Raw genomic sequence first — 22348 nt, 5'->3', positions numbered from 1 at the left:
TATCAAGCCATAAAATCCCTTTAAAAAACTTAGGAAATAGCATTTCAACTATTTTTAGTGCTTCGCATGGTACATCTTAATAAAAATCAACTAAAATTCTTTAGTATAGTATAAAAATGAAGTACCTACGAAAGTACTTGATTTTCAACACCATTATTAACGTAAATTAATGGTTCAAAAACTTAACACTACATTATAACTATGCATGCATACCTATTCCCTGGTCAAGGCACCCAATTTCCTGGTATGGGAAAAGAGTTATATGCCAAATCAGATCTAGCGAGAGACTATTTTGAAAAAGCCAATGACATTCTAGGTTTTTCGATCACCGATGTTATGTTCAAAGGTTCGGCAGAAGATTTGAAACAGACACAGTTTTCACAACCCGCCATTTTTTTACATTCCTATATTCTGACCAAAACCCTTGGAAACGCTTTTAAACCGGATATGGTTGCCGGACATTCATTAGGCGAGATCACTGCTTTGGCTGCAGTTGGCTCCTTGGATTTTGAATCGGCCCTGAAATTGATATCCAAACGGGCCGCTCTTATGCAAAAAGTGTGTGATGATGAAAATACAGGTATGGCAGTAGTGGTCGGGCTTTACGATGTAATCGTTAAGGATATCTGTAACCATGTTGATGGTATCGTAGTACCTGCCAATTACAATGCTCTTAAACAGGTAGTCATTTCAGGGGAAAAGAAAGCTTTGAAAGAAGCCTGTGATAAGCTCCGCCCTGCGGCTCTCGCAATCATAGATTTACCGGTTAGTGGGGCTTTTCACTCCCCATTTATGGAGCCCATAGTCGAGGGTTTTAGTTTGGCGGTAAATGAAACGGGGTTCAAAACACCCAATTGCCCAATTTATCAGAATATTGCCGGGAGACCTTGTGGCGAAATTGAAAAAATCAAGAAAAACCTGATCGATCAATTAACACATCCGGTAATGTGGCGGCATACAATGCTCCATATGGAAGAGGATGGGGCTACTGAATTCACAGAGATCGGTCCAGGGAATTTTTTAAGGGGACTCGTACGTCAGATTCATAAAAATATAAAAATAAATGGGATTTCGTAAGTAGCAAAAACACTTTTCAAACCATATAAAATATAACCTTTTGGGGACTGCCTATGTCTTATTCGGTTTCCGAATCAAACCACCACAGAATAATCCGACTTGTCTTATTCCCTTGATCCATAGGTACAATATGGTAATCCGCTTTTGCCTTTTTTAGTTGCTTTTCAATTTTTGGAAGATTGTCAGTCTTGGCGACCAGACTTGTGAACACCCTAACTTGGTCTTTGAACAAAACACTCTCCTTAATCAGTCTTTTAATGAAAAGTGCTTCCCCGCCATTGCACCAAAGTTCATTCGCTTGTCCCTCGAAATTAAGTTTAAGTTCATCGGTGTTACTGGTTCCTTCCAAATTATTAAGTTTTCTGCGTGAACCTCTTTGGGCTTCTTCTTTTGTACTATGGAATGGTGGATTGCAAACCGTAAAATCGAATTGTTCCCCGGATTGGATAATTCCCTTAAATAGAAAACTCTTATTCGTTTGGTGACGTACCTGAACACGGTCCTCTAAGGTTTTGGTGGCTTGTATGTTCGCCTTTACGATTCCTATGGCTTTGGCATCACATTCAGAACCTATCATGGACCATTTAAAATATTGGGCTCCCAGAATACAATAGATTCCGTTCGCCCCTGTGCCAATATCCAGTCCACGAAATTCGGCATCTACATCCATTCCTAATTTTTCCGAAACAAAATCACGTATATACAAGAGATAATCCAATCGTCCGGGAATAGGGGGAATGAGGTAGCCTTGGGGCAAATGGTAATCCGTTACATTGAAATCTGCAAGTAATATCGCTTTATTCAATGCATATACCGCTTTGGAAGACCCAAAATCAATGGTTGCTTCCCCAGCCGGATTCAAAACCAAGTAGTTCTTCAAATCGGCATAGTGGGCTGCCAGTCTATTAAGATCATACCTCTTACAATATGGATTTTCTGCATGCATAACGGTAAAGGTATGGGATTTTAAAAATTCAATCCCAATAGTAAAGTCGAAATGATCTGTTAAACCATTAAATCTTCAAATTACCTGTAAAACCTTATGTTTTTTAAGATTTTCCGTTAATTATTCTTTGAGCCGATTTAAAGCCCTTAACTTTGCGGCCAATAAAAAAATAAGTTAAATAACTGAAATTTAAGTACATGAGTAAAGTAAAGGCTAACGATACGGTCAAAGTTCACTACACGGGAAAATTAAGCAACGGTCAAGTTTTTGATAGTTCGGAAGGCAGAGACCCATTAGAGATAACCTTGGGCCAAGGTGCTTTGATACCAGGTTTTGAAAAAGGCCTTATCGACATGGAAGTCAATGAGAACAAAACCATTAACATACCCAAAGAAGAGGCTTATGGAGAGGTTCAAGAAGAACTTTTTCAACGCGTAAATAAAGAAGAATTGCCAGAAGGTATGACCCCTGAAGTAGGTATGGGCCTTGTAGCAAAAAGCCCTGATGGTACAGAGCAACAATTAAGGGTTGCTGAGGTTAACGAAGCCGATATTGTTATTGATGCCAATCACCCATTGGCCGGTCATGATTTAATTTTTGACCTACAATTGGTTGAAATAAAATAAATCAGTTTCCAAAATAAATATTCTCAATAAAAAAGGGGAGGCCAAAAGCCTCCCCTTTTTTATATATATCTTTTACGGATTATCCCCTTTTGTCAATTGAATGGTGAAAATACGACCTACCAACCGTCTAACACGCATTGCATAGTATATGGTTCGGTTTCCGACAAGGGCAATTCCTCTAGTTGATCGCCTAAATAATTGCCACCGGCGAATCCTGTGGTATTTTTAAAACGATACGACCAACAGTATCTCAAATTCGTGAATTCCTCTGAATAGGTAACCAGGTTATCTATTAAAATGGCATTCTCAAAATCGGAAAATGCCAAAAAATAACCCAGGAATTTATTCCGCCTTACATCGGCATCTGAGCTTTTGTACATATACATACCACAGTTGTTCATTACATTGTCATGTACGAACGTTGCCCTGTTATGCCCTTTATCACCACCGTTTGAATATTGAATATAGCCTAATCGACCATTGGCCGACCCACTGATCATGGTAATCGTATTCCGGGCAATAATATTATGTGTTTTATGCCAACTAACAATGGGTCCGTCTGTATATTCACTATCATCACCTTGCTCCATCACATTCTCTAAAATATAGACATTCGTACCCGTGGCATTCACGATATCACCACCGGAATTATGATGAAAATAATTGTCCTGTATCAAAATATCCTCATCTACACGACCAGGGCCTTCAATATCGATACCAAATTGAGGGGATGTACCCTTAATATGATGTATCTCATTGTCCTTTATTTCAATACGTACGCCACCGACAATCGAAATTCCTTGACGTCTATTATTATAGATGTTATTGTCCAAAAAAGTAACATCGTTGGAATCAAGTACTAAACTGCCATCACCCGTTAAACTATGCATTTCCATGTTTTGGATCAAGATATTGTTATTGCCCCAAACACAAATACCGTGTCCTTCATCATGGGCGGTATTACCGTCCTCACGTGGGGTAAAGATATGTGAATCACGTTCCCCTTTGATCACACCGTCACGTACAATAATATTATCGCCGTTCAAGCGCAATACGCAGTAGTTCCATTTATCATTGGTATCGATGGCCAATACCGCACCTTCACTGAAGACGAATTCCGTATTATCATAAATATCTATTCCCCCGAAATATATATCATTGATATCCTCACCCACCAAATATTCACCTGTAGGCAAGACTACCCGTGTATATCCTTCCTCATGCGCCCAATCAATCGCCGCCTGTAAGTTTGTCGTGGTCTTGGCCGCGTCGATATTGGTATTCGGAATTTCCCAACGGTCCAATTCAATCGTATATTCATTGGATGTGGGTATTTGCGGCAATTGGGCACTAAACAGGCGGGTAGGTAACCCGTCTACATCCAAATCTTCCTGATCGGCACCATAAACAGGTTCCGATCCATTAGTGTCGGAATCATCTTGACTGCAAGAAACAATTAAAACAAGAACGAGAATCAGCAGGAAACAATTAGGCTTCTTCATTGGGGCTATTATCTAGTTTAATCAAAATGGTTATACTTTGATCATTATCCTTTAGGTAACGAATTCCGTTACTCATTCTAAACGGTTGCCAAACCTGTATAGTGTGGGATACCCTGTTTTTTCGTTTAGATGTAAAAATGGCCATGACCATGATAAGATCAAGTATCTTGAAAATGAACGAACACTATCACCCTTGGGAAGTAATTAATATGCAATGAAAAAAGGCCACCAGTTACCCTTATTCGATATTATTTCAAAAGAAATGAATTAATATATTGTTTATCAATAAATTGGCACCATCTTTGCAAACAATAAATTATAATAAATTAAATTACATTACAATGAGTAAAGGAACAGTAAAATTTTTCAACGACACAAAAGGTTTTGGATTCATAACTGAAGAAGGAGTTGAAAAAGACCACTTTGTACACGTATCAGGATTGGTTGACGAGATTCGTGAAGGCGATGAAGTTGAGTTTGAGCTTCAAGAAGGAAACAAAGGGTTAAATGCAGTAAACGTAAAAGTTATCTAATACATACACTTCAAGTTTCATAAAAGCCCTGGCATATTTGTCAGGGCTTTTTTTATGCCCGTTTCAAAATGAATTGAATTCATGAAAAACCGGATAATTTTTGTTTCCCGATATGATAAAGCCATCCATATAAAAGCTATCAAAAACAACTTATTCCATTTTATCAGAAATTCATAATAGATCTTTTAGTTTTACGGCATGGTAAGAAACGTACAGATTAGATTATCACTAAAGGAGGAAGGTGATCCCAACGGACTTCAAAAGAGGGTGGCAACCTATCTTGGCCTACCGGAGAAGGAACTGACCATACATGTTTTACGTAAATCAATTGATGCACGTAAGCCCAAAATCTATTTTAACTATAAGCTGGCGGTTTATATAAATGAAATTCCCGAGAATAGGGAAACCTATAATTTTGATTACAAAGATGTTTCCCAGGCTAAGGAAATCCATATCATTGGCTTTGGCCCTGCAGGTATGTGGGCCGCATTGCGGTGTTTGGAGCTCGGTTATAAACCCATTGTTTATGAACGTGGCAAAAATGTAAAGGATCGCAGACGTGATCTGCGGGCCATAAACATTAACCACATTGTAAATAGCGAAAGTAACTATTGTTTTGGTGAAGGTGGTGCCGGAACATATTCTGACGGAAAACTTTATACCCGAAGTTTAAAACGTGGGGACGTAAAACGCATTTTCAAAAGCTTAGTGCATCACGGGGCTACGCCACAGATTTTGATCGATGCCCATCCGCATATAGGTACCAATAAATTACCCAAGGTAGTCAAGAACATACGTGAAACCATTTTAAAATATGGTGGTGAAATACATTTCAATACGAAAGTAACAGATTTCATTATCGAGAATAACCAATTGAATGCTTTGGTGCTGAACAATGAAACCGAAACCAAAGTAAATCGGGTTATTTTAGCGACGGGACATTCGGCCCGTGACATTTTCGAACTACTGCATAAAAAGGAAATCTTGCTCAAAGCCAAATCCTTTGCCATGGGAGTTCGGGTTGAGCATCCCCAGCACATAATAGATTCCATTCAATATCATTGTAAGGGTGAACGTAATGAATTACTGCCTCCTGCCGCATACAGTTTAGTTGAGCAGGTAAAAGGTCGGGGCGTATATTCGTTTTGTATGTGTCCCGGCGGATTTATAGTACCTGCCGCAACGGCCCCTGGAGAGATCGTGGTTAACGGCATGTCTCCTTCAAAGCGGAACAACCTTTTCGCCAATTCGGGAATCGTAGTAGAAATCAATGTAGAAAAGGATATTCCAAAATATGAACGTTTTGGACCCTTAAAAGGATTGGCCTACCAAAAAGATTTGGAACGATTGGCATTTACCTCTGGCGGAAGATCACAGGTGGCCCCTGCCCAGCGATTAACCGATTTTGTAGAGGGTAAACTTTCACCAGACCTGAATCCGACCTCATACAGACCAGGTTTAAGATCGGTACCTTTACATTCCTTAATGCCTAAAATCATCGGAAGTAGATTACGTAATGGCTTTGCAGCTTTCGGGAAGAAAATGAACGGTTTTTATACTTCTGAAGCCAATGTTATCGGGGTAGAATCACGAACTTCTTCGCCAGTGAACATCCCCCGTAATGACAGCTTGGAACACCCAGATGTAAAAGGTCTTTTCCCTTGTGGTGAAGGTGGGGGTTATGCTGGGGGCATAGTTTCTGCCGCTATGGACGGTGAGCGTTGTGCCGAAGCTGCCATTGTTGGCTTGTAGGTACCTCTCCTATAGATCCACTTTTATCATACGCAATTCTAAGAATCAACATTCATTTGTTTTTCCAATACTTTTTTAGCCGGAAGGAATTAGGATTTTCCAAAGAGTATTTTCAATAATAGCCTTGTCTTATTTTATAATAATGTAATGCGTTATGTACCTTTGTTCGGTTAGATTATAATCATTCATGAAAAATCAAAATACAGCATATTCAATTTTAGATCTTGTATTGGTTTCAAAAGGTCATTCCCTTGAACAAACCTTTAATAACGCCCTGAAATTGGCACAACAAGCCGAAATTTTCGGTTACACGCGCTATTGGTTGGCCGAGCACCATAATGCATCCAATATCGGTAGTAGTGCAACTTCTGTTTTAATCGGTTATGTTGCCCAAGGCACCCAAACACTTCGTATCGGTTCAGGCGGAATCATGCTCCCTAACCATTCCCCATTGATCATTGCAGAGCAGTTTGGAACCTTGGCATCTTTATATCCAGACCGAATAGATCTAGGGTTAGGAAGGGCTCCCGGAACAGATAAGGAAACTGCCTTGGCCATACGATCCGATTTTATGAAAGCCGCCCACTCTTTTCCAGTTGAATTGGAAAAGTTGGAAACGTACTTTTCTAAAAAAAATGCCGACTCCAAGGTACGTGCCACCGTTGCCGAAGGTGTTGATGTTCCTTTATATATTTTGGGTTCAAGTACCGATAGCGCCCATTTAGCGGCAAAAAAAGGTTTACCTTATGCATTCGCCAGCCACTTTGCAACCACGTATTTGTGGGAGGCGTTGAAAATTTACCGTAAAGAATTTCAGCCATCAAGTCATTTGAAAAAACCGTATGTAATGGCCGGTGTAAATATCATTATTGCGGATACCGACAAAGAAGCCAAACGTTTATCAACATCCTTGATCCGTATGATCGTTGGTATATTTACAGGTAAACGTGATTATGTTCAGCCGCCGACGGATATGACCCCTGACTTAATGGAAGTTATGCAAAATCCACAGGTACACCAAATGCTAAAATATTCATTTATAGGGAGCAAATCCACGGTAAAGGCACAGGTTAAGGAATTTTTGGAACAAACCAAAGCGGACGAATTGATTGCCGTCACCAACATCTTTGATATAAAGGACAGGATCAAGTCATATCGATTATTTGCTGAAATCATGAAGGAGTTGAAATAAACTTCGTATTCCCTTTAATTTCCCATATTAAAGAATTGCTAAAACCACTGGGTAAAACAAACTGCGTACGAATCATTTTAGCATCTTTGCATCGTGTATACATCAATAACCAAACACATATATGACCATATTGACCCTACGAAGGACGATATGCAGCTATTTCGTAGCGTTTTAAATGAAGTTGTCGTTTCCAAAGGTCAATTCTTATTAAAACCGGGTACGGTTGTCAAACACGAATATTTTGTAGTTAAGGGTTGTCTAAAAGCCTATTATCAAGATGCAAAGGGCAATAGGCATATTATCCAATTCGCCATAGAAAATTGGTGGATCGGGGATTTCGATGCATTTTTGAATCAAATTCCTTCAAAATTATATATTGAGGCTATTGAGGATGCTGAATTACTCTCCATACAGTATGATAACCTTCAGAAAATATATAATGAAGCACCTATATTCAATAGATATTTCAGGATTTTAACCACCAAGGCCTTTATCGCCCAACAAAAGCGTATTTTGTCTACACTTGAAAAAAATACGAAAGACCGTTATATCGAATTCTGTACTTCATATCCGAATATTGAACTTAGGGTTGCCAATTACGATATTGCCAATTATTTAGGGGTTACCCCTGAAAATTTGAGTAGGGTCAGAAAAACCTTTAAAGGTTAAATCTATCTTAATTGATATAGGTCAATAGGATTGATTAAAACCTAATGTAATTTTGTTCATGAAATAGTTGGAAACAATTATACCCTATGAGCAAGAAATATTTATTGCAGCCTTATAAAAACAACAACCTAAACCTAAAAAACAGGATCGTTATGGCGCCTATGACAAGAAGTAGGGCCAATAATGAAGATAAAGTGGCAACTGACGGGTTACAAGGCTTATATTATGCCCAGCGTTCTTCGGCAGGACTTATAATTACCGAAGGTTCGCAGGTTTCAAAAAAAGCTGTAGGCTATATCAATACCCCAGGAATACATACCGATGCGCAAGTGGAAGGTTGGAAAAAAGTTACCCAACGTGTACATGACAATGATGGCAAAATCTTTATTCAATTATGGCATGTGGGACGCATATCCCATCCTGATTTCCATAATGGTGAATTACCATGGGCACCGTCAGCTATAAACCCTAACGCAAAATCATATACACCGGAAGGGTTCAAAGATACCGTTACACCAAAACAAATGACCATCGAAGAAATAAAAACCACCGTCAACGAATTTAAAAAGGCTGCTTCCAATGCCATGAAAGCAGGGTTTGATGGGGTTGAGATCCATTCTTCCAACGGTTATTTATTCCACCAGTTCTTCAGTAAATGTTCCAATAGGAGAACCGATGCTTACGGGGGTAGTATTGAAAACAGGGCCAGGTTCTTCTTTGAGGTTTTAGAAGCTATGAAAACAGTGATTCCACAGGGAAAAATAGGAGTACGGTTTAATCCGTCATTACATGGGATGATGGGGATTACGATTGACGAGGAAACCATTCCCACCTTTGAATACATCATTGATAAATTAAACGATTACGATTTGGCTTATCTACATTTATCAGAGCCATTTACAGATGTATCCGAGGTTCCTTTCGCTGTTACGAGTATTGCAAAGCATTTTCGTCCTTTATATAACGGCACATTGATAATCAATACGGCTTTTGACCAAGAAAAGGGGAACAAGGTGATTACAGATGGCGATGCCGATTTAGTGGCCTTCGGTAAGCCCTATATTTCCAATCCGGATCTGGTTGAACGTTTTGAGAATGATTTAGCATTGGCTCCATGGGATCAAGAAACATTTTACACATCGGGCATAAAAGGATATACAGACTATCCAAAAGCCACAGCGCACTGATTATTAACTTAATATAAAACAGAAACATTATGAAATTTACAAGAAAAGCAAACGCGGAATGGAAAGGAAGTGGTAAAAAAGGGCAAGGCAATTTAACCACGGCAAGTAAAGTGCTTGATAAAACGGCCTATTCTTTTCATACGAGGTTTGAAGATGGGGAAAAAGGTACCAATCCTGAAGAGTTGATAGGGGCCGCACATGCTGGCTGTTTTGCCATGCAATTAAGCTTTTTATTGAACGAAGCGAATTTTACGGCAACCACTTTGGATGTGGACGCCACAGTTACTTTCGAGGATGGCGTCATTACAAAAATAACTTTGGACCTAGAAGGTGATGTACCTGAGATCGATGCGGAAAAATTTCAACAGATAGCACATAAGGCCAAAGAAGTTTGTCCGGTTTCCAAATTATTGAATACGGAAATCGAATTAAAAGTGACCTTGAAAACCGCATAACATAGATCATGTATCGAAAATCGAAAGTGCTGGTCTATACGAATTAATTGGTAAGAACCTGTTTGTTCGTGGGTACCAATGTTCGGTTTATGTTTAAATTTTCATGCTTATGCATGCATAGGACCAATTTGGAACCCCGATTTCCTATACTGTTAAGAGGGCATTCAAAATGCCGATTTAGACCAAAATAAGCTTCATTTAGACTAACGTTTTTCGATACATATCTTATATCTTAGAATGTAATACAATTACCTGACTTATGAGTATTTTAGTTGCTACGAATTTTTCCAAAACATCTGAAAATGCGGTGGAATATGCTGCTTGTTTAGCTAAAGAATTCAAAACAAGACTGATTCTTTTCAATGCCTTTAAGATTCCTATCCATGCCTCCAATGCAAGATTATCGGCAAGCTTTGTTGAGAACTTAATGAACAAGAACAAAAATAAATTAAAGGAAATAGCATTAGGACTTAAACGAAAATTCGGTATTGAGACAGAAACGGAATGTAGTTTTGTAGGTTTGGATCAAGAGGCAGACCGATTAATGCAAGGGTATGATTGTCGATTTTTGGTCATCGGGATGTCTTCCAAGTCCATGGAACAGAATTTATTGGGAAATCCTACTACGACCTTAATAAGTATGAAACGTTTTCCCGTTTTGGCCATTCCGGTAAATGCCAAATTCACTGGTATTAAACGCATCTTGTTCGCCTGTGACCTTTTGCAGGACATTCCTTTGAAAACCTTGGCCAAATTACGACGTATAGCGGCCGATTTAAAATCGGAGGTCACTGTATTTTATGCCGATCAGAAAATAAGTGAATTAGATGATATTTCGCATGATTCCATTGACAAAGGATTAGAAAATCTAACCCTCTTATATAAGAACGTAGAATCGAATAAAGTAATTGAGGCATTGGAAAAGGAAATCACAAGGTCAAAATCCGAACTGCTGGTGATGATGCCCAAAAAATATGGTTTTTGGGAATCACTTGTTCATAAAAGTAAGACAAGGGTCATGGCGTCAGGATTGAATATCCCGTTGCTTTCAATCCCTATTGAATAAGGATTGAATGGCTTTTTTTTACTACCTAAAAAAAGAGCATTAAACCGAATGTAAAATTTTTAAACCAAAAAAGGCTGCCTTTTTATTTGTGTATATGCGCAGTAGACTACTCTTCTTCACCTGATAGGACATCGGCCATTTCCATAGCTTCATCCATGTCGTTATTTACAGGTACGGAGTCTTTTAATGCCGTGAACTTCTCCAAGCGTTCCATCTCATCCTCATCTCCTGAAAAATAGGGGAATACATCCATTATAGGGGATTCCGAAATTGCAGGGATCGTATAATCGCCCATGGTATCTTTCATTACCACAATGGTATTCTCATAGGCTTCCTTAACATCATTGGCCTGCACCAATAGATACATATTCGTTTTGCGCTCCTTACCACTTTCCTCATCAAAGGCTATTAAGGATACACGGGATTTAAACCATCTATCCGAATTCTCAAAAGGATGTATTTCAGCATAATTGGCCACTTTGATATTCGTGATCTTAATTTCCTCACTATCGCTCAAATAGGCCGACATTTCTTCGGTAATCCTACTTTCTGCTTCGGTATAGGAAACGGCATCGACCAAGAAAGGTTCGGTCTTTACCTTTAGCATACCCGAAGCTTCATCCAATTTTCTATATTTTACTTTACACTCATACCACGTTGCACTCATTTCTTTTTGTTTTAGGGGTGCCAAATATAGGTGTAAGCTTTTGCTGAAAAAGTGAAAACCTAAAATAGATATTCACAATTTTCGCTCAAATTTTGTACCCTTCGGATTGTAAGTGAGTTAGCTTTTTATCATTCTAAATTTTAACTTTTTTAATCGCATATCTTATTCAGATAAGGCATTAAAGTAATTGCCTTATACAAGAATTAGTCTAAGGTTATATTTCAAATGGGTAACGTACGGTACATTGGTATGTATAAAAGAGAGGATGGGGTTCCACCACACCGTTTTAAGCTTAAAGCTCGGGTAACAAGAATCATTTATAACAGTGCTTTCTCCTCTAATGTTTCTTTAAGAATATCATGATTCTCCCAAAAACGGTCTTCGATTTTTTGCATTACCTGCTCAAATTCAGGATGTTTTTTTAACGGGGCTATGGCCGGATCCAATTCCATGAACAACAAGATCCAGTATTGAAAATGGTTTTTAGCTGAGAACTCCTTCAATTGGTCTATGGCTAAATCAAATTGCCTTTGATGGGTATACATGACCGCCATACTTGCCGGTTTATAAATGGATTGGTCCTTTTCACAATAGTCCGCATACGATGTAAACAATCTGGAAGCTTCCTCGTCAAAGCCCATTTTTTCGAACACGAAGCCGATTTTAATATCCTCTTGGGGATAGATCTCCAAACCTTTCGATTTTCGAATATCATTAAACTGTTTGTAATAATGATAAGCACTATCGTATTCCTTTTTAAAATAATGCAGTTTCGCGGTTTCCTGTAGAATATCCAACCGGGTGGTGTCTTTTCTCAATTCCTTTTTAATAAGTGTCAACGTTTGTTGCAGGTCTTTGTTTTTGGCATATAAAATATAGGCCTTGACATAAGGGGCATAATAATTCTGCGGATTGAAATCCAATGACCTATCTATATAATTAAGTGCCTCATCGGTGAATCCGGACTGGATCAGGGCATTCCCCAAATTTAAATAGATATAACTTTTTCCTACTGAATCATTGGCCGCTATATCCAATTGCACTCCTTTAAGGGCATATTCCAGATACTTCCCGGTATTGGGAACGAAATTGGAATATAAGAGCGCCAACATCTGTACTACCGCCGACGAATTCGGGTTATACTCCAACGCTTTTAGAAGGTGAGGTAATGCCAAGCGATAATCGCCCGTATGTTGGTAGTAGAGGGATTTGGCGATAAGGCTTTCCGTTAGCTTGGAATCGTAAAGCAAGGCATTATCCGCATAATTATTGATTTTTTCCGTGTATCTCTTTTCTTTCTTATACAGATCCAAATAGTAATAGGCTATGGCCAAATCGGCATAGACCAAAGCAAATTCGGGATCTTCTTCCAAAGCTTTCTCAAACAACGGAATAGCTTCTAACAATCCTTCTTCGGTTCGCTGTAAAAAAGGTTCCTGTGCCTTTAGGTAATAATCATAGGCCACAAGGTTGTCGGTAGGCTTTTTATCTATTTGCTCCAATTCGGAAGGGGTGACATTGGCTTCAACTGCACTAGCTATCTTTTTGGCCACTTCGTTTTGCAAAGCAAAAATATCTACGACCTCATGGGTATATTGCTGTCCCCAAATGCGGGAATCGGTCACCGCATCTATCAATTGTATATTGAGCAGAACCTGATCACCGACTTTTTGTCCACTACCTTCCACAATATAATTAACCCCAAGGTCGGAAGCTATTTCCTGGATGTTCTTATCTGAGTTCCGGTATTTTTCAACCGATGTACGGCTGATAACCCTTAAATCCTTGATTTTTTGCAGGTTCCCTAGAGATGCTTCCATTAAACCGTTAACAAAATACAGATTCGTTGAATCGCTACTCTCATTTTTAAAAGGAAGCACCGCGATTGACTTTTCGATTTTCGGAACATCAGAAATATCCGTTTTAGGGGAGGAGGGCATCAGTACATATACTAAGCCTGCCAGTAAAAAACCTACTACAGCCATTAGGGGCCATTGGTACCGCCTAAAAAATGGAAGCTTATCGGTTTCCGTTATCTCCTTAAAACCTTCTTCGCCCACTACCCCCGGTGGATGCCCATACTGTTCCCGAAAGCATTTGATAAAATAGGAAGTACTTCCAAAACCTACACGATACGAAACCTCGGATACCGTTAGTTCGGATTCCTTTAATAACTCCATTGCCTGCTCCAGTCGAATTTTTCGTATGAACTGACTTGCCGAAAGCTGCGTATACTTTTTGCATTTGCGCAACAAATTAGACCTACTCATATACATGGCATCGGCCAACTCAGCTACCCCGAATTGTTCATCACCGAGACGCTCTAGAATAATCGCCTCCGCCTCTCTTGTAAATTTCTGTCCTTTTAAATTATCCGACATGGGTTTTCAGGTTGGTAGGTACACTTGTTCAACAAAGATAAACGATTAAGCTTCATGGTGAAAATGCAGTTCTTGCCGCATAATTTATATCGTTGCGCCATAATTTTTATCGCATCCGCAATGCTTATATACAAAGCGGCATAGGTTATTGGTGCTGCATCAGCGTTTGTGGGATCTTTGGACTATCAAAATTAATGTTCAACAAATAATAATTAAAACCATGAGAAAATTAGAATTAAAATCAGTAAAAAAAATCACTTACGTCTTATTCATTTTAGCATTGACCCTTTCCGCATGTGGGCAACAAAAAAAGAAATCGAACACCAAGGAGACCGCCCAAACCGAAGTAAAGGTTCCCGATATCGAATTGATGGCAGCCGTGGTCAGTGGCAATCTTGAAGCGGTAAAACAACATATCGAGGCAGGGACCGACCTTAATAAAAAAGATGCCATGAGCGGAGCTACCGCTTTAATGTCTGCCATTACCTTCGACAAGACGGAAATCACCAAAGCACTTATAGATGCGGATGCCGATCTATCGATAAAGAACAACGATGGGTCTACAGCCCTACATGTTGCCGCATTTTTCGGTAGGGTAGAGGCGGTTCAAATGTTGATCGATGCCAAGGCGGATAAATCCGTAAAAAACAATTTCGGAGCAACAGCAAGGGAAAGTGTTCTAGCTCCCTTTGCGGATATGAAACCTATTTATGACATGATGCAACAACAATTGGGACCAATAGGTTTACAACTCGATTTTGATGAGCTTGAAAAATCCCGTCCAGTGATTGCCATGATGCTGCAATAAACCAAACTAAAACAAAGAAACAATGAAATCAGCACGACGACACGACATTGATTGGCTACGGGTCATTTCCATAGCCTTGCTCTTGATCTACCATATCGCCATCGTTTTTCAACCCTGGGCCATGTTCGTAGGGTTTATTAAAAGTGAAAAATCGGTAGAGGAATTATGGGTACCGATGACCATGCTTAACGTTTGGCGCATACCTATCCTATTCTTCGTATCGGGTATGGGGCTCTTCTTTGCCATGCGTAAACGCAACTGGAAACAACTCATAGGTGAACGTACTCAGCGTATCTTATTACCATTTGTTTTTGGATTCTTGGCCATTGCTCCCCTGCATATGTTCATTTTCCAAAAATTCTACAACCTGCCGTTGGGTTATTATCCGCATGCAGGCCACCTATGGTTCCTAGGCAATATCTTTGTCTACGTGCTGCTTTTTCTACCGATTTTCTACATATTAAAACATCGGGAAAACAAAAAGTTAAAGAATATCCTTGATAAAGTGATGTCGAATCCTGTCGGACCTCTATTGATCTCTATTTTCTTTATGTTGGAAGCGGTACTTGTAAAACCCCAGATTTATTCGCTTTATGCAGAAACCTGGCATGGTTTCTTCTTAGGGGCTTTGGCATTCTTCTTCGGTTACCTATTCGTTTACAGTGGCAATAATTTCTGGAGAACCGTAAAAAAATGGAAATGGGGTTATCTAACACTAGCGCTGATATTGTACATTATTCGATATTTTGAATTCAATACGGAAGCACCAGGATATTTAATGGCCTTGGAATCAAATTGTTGGATTTTCGGCATCTTTGGCATGGTACACCATTACATGAACCGTCCAGGTAAATTGCTGAACTATTTAAGTCAGGCCGCATATCCCGTTTACATCATACACATGTTCGTACTGTATTTAGGGGCCTTGCTCATCTTGCCCTTAAAGATCGATCCCTTCTTGCAATTTTTTGCCATTACGGTATTCACCTTTGCCGGTTGCTATTTATTGTACGGGTTACTTATTCGTAGGATTTGGTTCATAAGGCCGTTTTTCGGTCTAAAAAAGAAGAAATCCAATAAAACAAGACAAGTTTCGGTAAGTCAAGAACCGATCGTACAAAAGTAAAACCATTGGTATCAATATTGATTCAGGGAGCCATAGCAAGGTATCCCTGAATTTTTTTCATTTTAATAGGATTCAATGGTAAGCAGATAAATATCTAAACATATATCAAGGATAATGGTGCTGAACCTTTAACACCTTTCGGGTAAAACCTTCCATTATAAATTGATAAAAAAAAGATACATTCAACAAATATTCCTTAATACCAAACCTTTGAAATACTCATTTTATAATAACAACTATAAATCAGTATCATAATGTGAAAAAAAAATTGGAAATCATTAACTTAATCCAACTTGAGTGCCAATTTAAGATTTAAACGAGTGAAATTCAGAATATGAGTATACCGAAAAACCTATATCCCTTCCTTATACTATTCTTAGCTTGCATAGGATGTAAAGAAGAACCAAAAACCACAAATCCTCTTGATATTTCGGAATTGACCATTTCTAAAATCCATAATGGGTATGAACAAAACGATTTAACGAGTGTACAATTAGTACAGGCTTATTTAAACCGAATTCGATTATTGGATACGGTCATAAATTCCATAACGGCCGTAAATCCTAAGGCAATCGAAATTGCGCAAGCATTGGACGATGAATTTTTGGAAACAGGAAAACTAAGACCTTTGCACGGTATTCCAATTCTAGTAAAGGACAACATCAATACAGCAGGACTCCCGACCACGGCAGGTGCATTGGCCTTAAAGGATTTTATTCCCCAAGAAGACGCCTTTATCATTAAAAAACTTGTTGGTGCAGGAGCCATCATCATTGCCAAGACCAATATGGCCGAATGGGCCTTTAGCCCCATGCATACTGAAAGTTCTACTTTCGGTACGACCAGAAACCCATATAATATAGCCCATGTGCCTGCGGGTTCAAGTGGAGGTACGGCAGCTTCCGTTGCAGCAAATTTCGGTACCATAGGATTGGGCACTGACACCGGGAATTCTATTAGAGGCCCTTCTTCACATTGCGCCCTAGTGGGTTTTCGTACTACTTTGGGACTTATAAGCAGAAGTGCCATCGTACCCCTTTATTTAAGAAACGATGTGGTTGGACCCATGGGCAGGACCGTAGAAGATGCCACCAAATTATTGGAAGTCATGGCAGGTTATGACCCAAATGATTCCATCACCACCTATTCAAAAGGAAAAATACCCGGGAATTACACCCAATACTTAAGAAAGGATGGATTAAAAAACGCTAGGATTGGCGTATTGAGGACTTTGAGCGATAACGCCCCACACCCAGAAATAAAAGCTTTGTTCGGGCAGGCCCTTTCAGATTTAGACACACTGGGTGCAACGGTTATTGACCCCATAACCATTCCTGATTTTGAGGCTTTAAGGCAAAATCAATGGTGTGCCACATTCACCGAAGATCTGGAAGATTACCTAACCGAATATGTAAAAAACGACACTATAAAGACCATAGAGGACATTATACGTATCGGCAGTAATTCCGAGTTCGCTAAAGAAAGGGTGAAACGCAATGCGGCCAATAGTGGAAGATGGGAAGATTCTGAAATACCTTGTTTAAATGCGTATACCGATATTCGTCGTGTTGCATACCGCGAAGCTATCGAAAAAGTTATGGATTCCTTAAACTTGGATGCCATTGTTTACCCTTCATGGAACCACCCACCGGCAAAGATCGATTTGTTTTCAGAGGAGTACAAAGGAGATAACAATCAAGTTATAAGTCCTCATACCGGTCAACCCGCTTTTACCGTTCCGATGGGATATACCAGTGAAAACCTTCCTGCGGGATTGCAATTTTTAGGCAGAATGTACGATGAACCTACTTTGATCCGACTGTCTTATTCCTATGAACAAGGAACTAAACATAGAAAGGTGCCGAAATTATAACCCTGAATTAAAACTTTTCGCCTTTTTTGATGGTTCATTTTAATGAATTCGACAAATATATCTTTCAATAAAAAAACATTTCCACTTTGTAAAGGGAAAAAATAGGCCGTTTTTAGAAAAATTTACAATGTTTTCCATCCCATATCCCTTTAACTCCATATGCAAAATTACCGCTAAACTATTCTATATTATCCCTCTCTAAAAAAAGTGGAAAATATTTTATTTCCGCACCTCTTGATTTTAGACGCTTCCGCCGTAAACCCCCGTATAAAAGGGCATTTAATGACATTTGTCAGTTTTATCCGGTTTCATAAGTCATAATTTTGGAGCTGTTAAACAATCATTCAAAAACAGAATATTAAACAGATTGATGTGGAAGTAAAACAATTAAAAAGCGGAGTTTGGACAGAGAGTGTCAACGTAAGGGATTTTGTATTCAACAACATTACCCCTTATCATGGAACCCACGATTTTTTAGTAGGACCAAGTGAAAGAACCCAAAGACTTTGGGAAATTTGTAAAGAAGCAACACAAGAAGAAAGACAAAACAATGGTGTTCGTTCTGTAGATACGGAAACGATCTCTACCGTAAGTGCTTTTGAGGCCGGTTATATAGATAAAGAAAATGAAGTAATCGTAGGGCTTCAAACAGATGAGCTGCTAAAAAGGACCATGAAACCGTTCGGCGGATTCAAAGTGGTTCAAAAAGCATTGTCTGAACAAGGGCTTGAACCCAATAAAAGTTTAACGAATTTATTCTCTAAATACGTTAAAACGCATAACGATGGTGTTTTTGATGCCTACACTTCGGAAATCAAAAAATTCCGTTCTTTAGGTTTCTTAACAGGATTACCTGACAACTATGCAAGGGGAAGGATCATTGGTGATTATCGCCGTGTAGCGTTATACGGAATCAATTTCTTGATCGAATCCAAAAAAGCGGACTTGGAAAATATTACAGGCCCTATGAGCGATGCCGTAATCCGTTTACGTGAAGAGGTAGCTGAGCAGATCAAGGCGCTTAAGGAAATGATCGAGTTGGGAGCTAAATACGATTTGGATTTGGCGCGTCCTGCCCAAAATGCGCAAGAAGCCGTACAATGGACTTACATGGCTTATTTAGCCGCTGTTAAGTCTCAAGATGGCGCTGCAATGTCATTGGGTAATGTATCTACTTTCCTTGATATTTTTATTGAGAAAGATTTAGAGGAAGGTTTAATCACCGAAGTGGAAGCCCAGGAATATATTGACCAATTCGTAATGAAATTACGTATGGTTCGCCACTTGAGAATGGGAGCTTATGACGAGATATTCGCCGGGGACCCAACTTGGGTTACCGAAGCAATCGGAGGTATGTTGGCAGATGGAAGAAGTAAAGTGACCAAAACATCTTTCCGTTTCTTGAACACCTTATATAATTTAGGCCCTTCACCTGAACCTAACATTACCATTCTTTGGTCAGAATCCTTACCACAGAACTTTAAGGACTATTGTGCCAAGGTTTCTATCGACACATCTTCCATTCAGTTTGAAAATGATAATTTAATGCGTGAGAATCGCGGTTCTGATGATTATGGGATCGCATGTTGTGTATCTTACCAAGAATTAGGAAAATCAATCCAGTTCTTCGGTGCACGTACCAACCTTGCCAAAACGTTATTATTGGCACTTAATGGCGGACGTTGTGAGTTTACCGGACAACAAGTTGTTGATGGTATTCCTGAGTATACTGATGAGTATTTGGATTTCGATAAAGTAATGGCCAATTTTAAGATCGCCATGAAAGAAGTTGCACGTGTTTATAATGACTCTATGAACATTATTCACTACATGCATGATAAGTATTATTATGAAAAGGCCCAAATGGCTTTGATAGATACCAATCCGAGCATCAACCTTGCATATGGTATAGCAGGTTTATCCATTGTTGCCGATTCACTTTCTGCTATAAAACATGCCAAAGTAAAACCTATTAGGAATGAGGAAGGGTTAACTGTCGATTTTAAAATCGAAGGTGAATTCCCATGTTATGGAAATGATGACGATAGGGTGGATCTATTGGCAAGACAAGCGGTAGCTGATTTCAACAACGAACTAAAACAACTACCGGTTTACAAAAATGCAGAACCAACCATGTCTGTTTTAACCATCACATCCAATGTTTCTTATGGTAAGAAAACAGGCGCAACTCCCGATGGCAGGGCACATGGTATACCTTTTGCACCAGGAGCCAACCCAATGCACGGTCGCGATAAGAACGGAGCCATCGCTTCATTGAACTCCGTATCCAAAATCGACTATAAAGATTCTTTGGACGGTATTTCGAATACATTCTCCATTGTTCCTAAATCCTTAGGTTCATCGGAACAGGATAGGATAGACAACCTAGCAACGACCCTTGATGGATATTTCTCTAGAAATGCACAGCATTTGAACGTGAATGTCCTAAACAAGGAAACATTGTTGGATGCTATGGAAAATCCAGGGGAATACCCACAATTGACCATTCGTGTATCTGGTTATGCTGTCAACTTTGTTCGTTTGACCAAAGAGCAGCAAATGGAAGTTATTACACGTTCTTTCCACGAATCCATGTAATTTTTTTAATATTTGCATTGAACGCATTTGGGATCAGAAGCATAAAGCTTCTTTTCCCAAATGCTCAATATAAATAACTGCCATATCAAAAATCTAGATAACACATTAAGGGTACATTCCATAGAATCGTTCGGAACGCATGACGGGCCGGGAATTCGCATGGTCGTTTTCTTACAGGGATGTAAACTTAAATGCCTGTATTGCCATAATCCGGACACCATTCAAACCTCAGGAGGAACAGAATACCAGATTGAGGAATTGGTAGGTATGGCTTTGAAGATGAAACCTTATTTTGGCAAAAAAGGTGGGGTTACCGTTTCAGGTGGGGAACCTTTGCTACAGTCCAAAGAATTGGTTCCATTCTTTAAACGTTTAAAAGAAGAAGGCATCCACACCAATATCGATACCAATGGCAGGGTATTGAATCATTTCACGAAGGAATTGCTAGATGAATATGCAGATCTGGTCATGTTGGATATAAAGCACATGACAGAAGATGGGTACGAGTTTTTGACAGGAATGCGGAATAAAGAAACCACTTTCACATTCGCAAAACACAGGGAAGCTTCAGGAAAAGCCATGTGGTTGCGCTATGTTTTGATTCCCGATATTACCAATAAACCGGAGCTTTTGCATGCCATGGGGCAATATTTCAAAGATTACAAGACCATTGAAAAGATTGAGATTCAACCCTATCATAAATTGGGCATTCACAAATGGGAAAACTTGGGTTGGGAATATCAATTAAAAGATGCCCGTGAAAACACGGAGGAAGAAATAAATGCCGCTTCGGAAATATTGAAAAACTACTTTAAAGAAGTAAAAATAAATTAAGTGTTGTAGAAAACAACATAGCCATTACACATGAACAACCCTCAAGAAGTCATAACCATAGTAAATAAACTAGCCCTTAAAAAAGGAAGTTACCAGGCGAATAAAACCTTAATGTTGGCTTTCTTGGCAGGAGCTTATATTGCCTTTGGCGGACTTTTAGCCATCATAGTCGGTGGTGGATCACCCGGTATTGCTGCAGAAAACCCAGGTATCACGAAGTTTCTTTTCGGAGCTACCTTCCCCATAGGCCTAATACTCGTTGTTGTGGTAGGTGCCGAACTTTTTACCGGGAACAATGCCTACTTTATTCCCAATGTCATCAATAAAAAACAAGGGGTAGGCGCAGTACTGAAAAATTGGGGATTGGTATATTTCGGTAATTTTATCGGAGCTGTTTTCGTAGCCTACGTAATTACACATTTAACGCACATTGTTCACAACTCCCCATTTATAGATTCGGTATTCAGTATAGCCATTGGAAAAACCAGTCATACTTTTTTAGTGACGTTCATAAAGGGTATCGGTGCCAATTGGTTAGTGTGCTTGGCCGTATGGCAAGGAATGGCGGCAAAAGATACGACAGGGAAAATATTCGCCATCTGGTTGCCGGTAATGGCCTTTGTAGCGATGGGTTTTGAACACAGTATCGCCAATATGTTTTTTATTCCATTGGCCATTTTCGAAGGTGCCCAAATCACTTGGGAAACATTTGTCATTAAAAACCTGATTCCCGCTACTTTAGGTAATATTGTAGGAGGTGTAGTTTTTGTCGGTATGTTTTACGGCTACCTATTCGGAAAGGAGAAATAATATCCATCCAAAGAGCATATAACCACTTATAATAGGCCATGTACCTTTCTTACATCATGATACAACACTCTATTTAATAAAAAAAGGGGAGGAGTGATGCCTATATTGTACATCTACATTAAGTGATAAGAAAAGAAGAAAAAGATAGGGCAGATTTAAATGTATACCTTAATTTTATAAAAAGTTTTAAAAAAGCCCATCGCTCTAGATGAGCTTTTTTTATGTAAACGAGAAAGTACTTTTTAT

At 39.2% G+C, this 22348-nt stretch carries 19 protein-coding genes; 15 read left to right on the top strand and 4 right to left on the bottom strand.

Going from position 1 to position 22348, the window contains the following annotated elements:
* The first annotated feature begins 201 nt into the window (after positions 1–201).
* Positions 202–1077 carry an ACP S-malonyltransferase gene (gene fabD, locus R3X28_RS07760; protein ID WP_317663802.1) on the top strand — a complete coding sequence of 292 codons (876 nt, stop codon included), beginning with the start codon at positions 202–204 and terminating at the stop codon, positions 1075–1077.
* Between the two features lie 58 nt (positions 1078–1135).
* Here the strand turns inward: fabD and rlmF are convergent, their stop codons facing one another.
* Complete coding sequence (gene rlmF / locus R3X28_RS07755; RefSeq protein ID WP_317663801.1) at positions 1136–2023, bottom strand: 23S rRNA (adenine(1618)-N(6))-methyltransferase RlmF; 888 nt, start codon at positions 2021–2023, stop codon at positions 1136–1138.
* 197 nt (positions 2024–2220) lie between these two features.
* On the opposite strand from rlmF, the gene R3X28_RS07750 reads away from it, so the two are divergent.
* Positions 2221–2649 (top strand): peptidylprolyl isomerase, encoded by a 429-nt coding sequence (locus tag R3X28_RS07750; protein ID WP_154365522.1) that lies wholly within the window; start codon positions 2221–2223, stop codon positions 2647–2649.
* Positions 2650–2765: 116 nt separating this feature from the next.
* Here R3X28_RS07750 and R3X28_RS07745 read toward each other — a convergent pair whose 3' ends face one another.
* Positions 2766–4151 carry a right-handed parallel beta-helix repeat-containing protein gene (locus R3X28_RS07745; protein WP_317663799.1) on the bottom strand — a complete coding sequence of 462 codons (1386 nt, stop codon included), beginning with the start codon at positions 4149–4151 and terminating at the stop codon, positions 2766–2768.
* 341 nt (positions 4152–4492) lie between these two features.
* Between R3X28_RS07745 and R3X28_RS07740 the strand changes: the two genes are divergently transcribed.
* The 7 genes from R3X28_RS07740 to R3X28_RS07710 all read left to right on the top strand — a co-directional run bounded on the left by R3X28_RS07740 (position 4493) and on the right by R3X28_RS07710 (position 11005).
* Positions 4493–4684, top strand: coding sequence for a cold-shock protein (locus R3X28_RS07740; RefSeq protein WP_154365526.1), 192 nt, complete (start codon positions 4493–4495; stop codon positions 4682–4684).
* 198 nt (positions 4685–4882) lie between these two features.
* Positions 4883–6436: an NAD(P)/FAD-dependent oxidoreductase gene (locus tag R3X28_RS07735; protein ID WP_317663796.1), complete on the top strand. Its 1554-nt coding sequence runs from the start codon at positions 4883–4885 to the stop codon at positions 6434–6436.
* 187 nt (positions 6437–6623) lie between these two features.
* Positions 6624–7628, top strand: coding sequence for an LLM class flavin-dependent oxidoreductase (locus R3X28_RS07730; protein ID WP_317663794.1), 1005 nt, complete (start codon positions 6624–6626; stop codon positions 7626–7628).
* A 93-nt stretch (positions 7629–7721) separates the two neighbouring features.
* Positions 7722–8297: a Crp/Fnr family transcriptional regulator gene (locus tag R3X28_RS07725; RefSeq protein ID WP_317663792.1), complete on the top strand. Its 576-nt coding sequence runs from the start codon at positions 7722–7724 to the stop codon at positions 8295–8297.
* Between the two features lie 86 nt (positions 8298–8383).
* The gene (locus R3X28_RS07720) at positions 8384–9484 is read left to right on the top strand and encodes an alkene reductase (RefSeq protein ID WP_317663790.1); all 1101 of its coding nucleotides are present in this window, start codon (positions 8384–8386) and stop codon (positions 9482–9484) included.
* 29 nt (positions 9485–9513) lie between these two features.
* Positions 9514–9939, top strand: a complete 426-nt coding sequence (locus R3X28_RS07715) for an OsmC family protein (RefSeq protein WP_317663788.1) — start codon at positions 9514–9516, stop codon at positions 9937–9939.
* A 259-nt stretch (positions 9940–10198) separates the two neighbouring features.
* Positions 10199–11005, top strand: coding sequence for a universal stress protein (locus R3X28_RS07710; RefSeq protein ID WP_317663786.1), 807 nt, complete (start codon positions 10199–10201; stop codon positions 11003–11005).
* 106 nt (positions 11006–11111) lie between these two features.
* Here R3X28_RS07710 and R3X28_RS07705 read toward each other — a convergent pair whose 3' ends face one another.
* Positions 11112–11672, bottom strand: a complete 561-nt coding sequence (locus R3X28_RS07705; RefSeq protein ID WP_317663785.1) for a DUF4494 domain-containing protein — start codon at positions 11670–11672, stop codon at positions 11112–11114.
* 317 nt (positions 11673–11989) lie between these two features.
* Positions 11990–14053, bottom strand: a complete 2064-nt coding sequence (locus R3X28_RS07700; RefSeq protein ID WP_317663783.1) for a helix-turn-helix domain-containing protein — start codon at positions 14051–14053, stop codon at positions 11990–11992.
* A 220-nt stretch (positions 14054–14273) separates the two neighbouring features.
* Between R3X28_RS07700 and R3X28_RS07695 the strand changes: the two genes are divergently transcribed.
* From R3X28_RS07695 to R3X28_RS07670, 6 genes are all read left to right on the top strand, one after another.
* Positions 14274–14861: an ankyrin repeat domain-containing protein gene (locus R3X28_RS07695; RefSeq protein WP_317663781.1), complete on the top strand. Its 588-nt coding sequence runs from the start codon at positions 14274–14276 to the stop codon at positions 14859–14861.
* 22 nt (positions 14862–14883) lie between these two features.
* Positions 14884–15987: an acyltransferase gene (locus R3X28_RS07690; protein ID WP_317663779.1), complete on the top strand. Its 1104-nt coding sequence runs from the start codon at positions 14884–14886 to the stop codon at positions 15985–15987.
* Between the two features lie 334 nt (positions 15988–16321).
* Entirely contained in the window at positions 16322–17860 is a 1539-nt protein-coding gene (locus R3X28_RS07685; RefSeq protein ID WP_317663777.1) for an amidase, read from the top strand.
* Between the two features lie 372 nt (positions 17861–18232).
* On the top strand, positions 18233–20458 hold the full coding sequence (gene pflB / locus R3X28_RS07680) for a formate C-acetyltransferase (protein ID WP_179955062.1): 2226 nt from the start codon (positions 18233–18235) through the stop codon (positions 20456–20458).
* Positions 20459–20518: 60 nt separating this feature from the next.
* Complete coding sequence (gene pflA, locus R3X28_RS07675) at positions 20519–21292, top strand: pyruvate formate-lyase-activating protein (protein WP_317663774.1); 774 nt, start codon at positions 20519–20521, stop codon at positions 21290–21292.
* A gap of 30 nt (positions 21293–21322) precedes the next feature.
* Complete coding sequence (locus R3X28_RS07670) at positions 21323–22102, top strand: formate/nitrite transporter family protein (RefSeq protein ID WP_317663772.1); 780 nt, start codon at positions 21323–21325, stop codon at positions 22100–22102.
* Positions 22103–22348: the final 246 nt, after the last annotated feature.

The sequence above is a fragment of the Maribacter sp. TH_r10 genome, from assembly GCF_033101095.1.
GTDB classification, from domain to species: Bacteria; Bacteroidota; Bacteroidia; order Flavobacteriales; family Flavobacteriaceae; genus Maribacter_A; species Maribacter_A luteus.
This window is presented reverse-complemented; position numbering and strand designations above follow the sequence as displayed.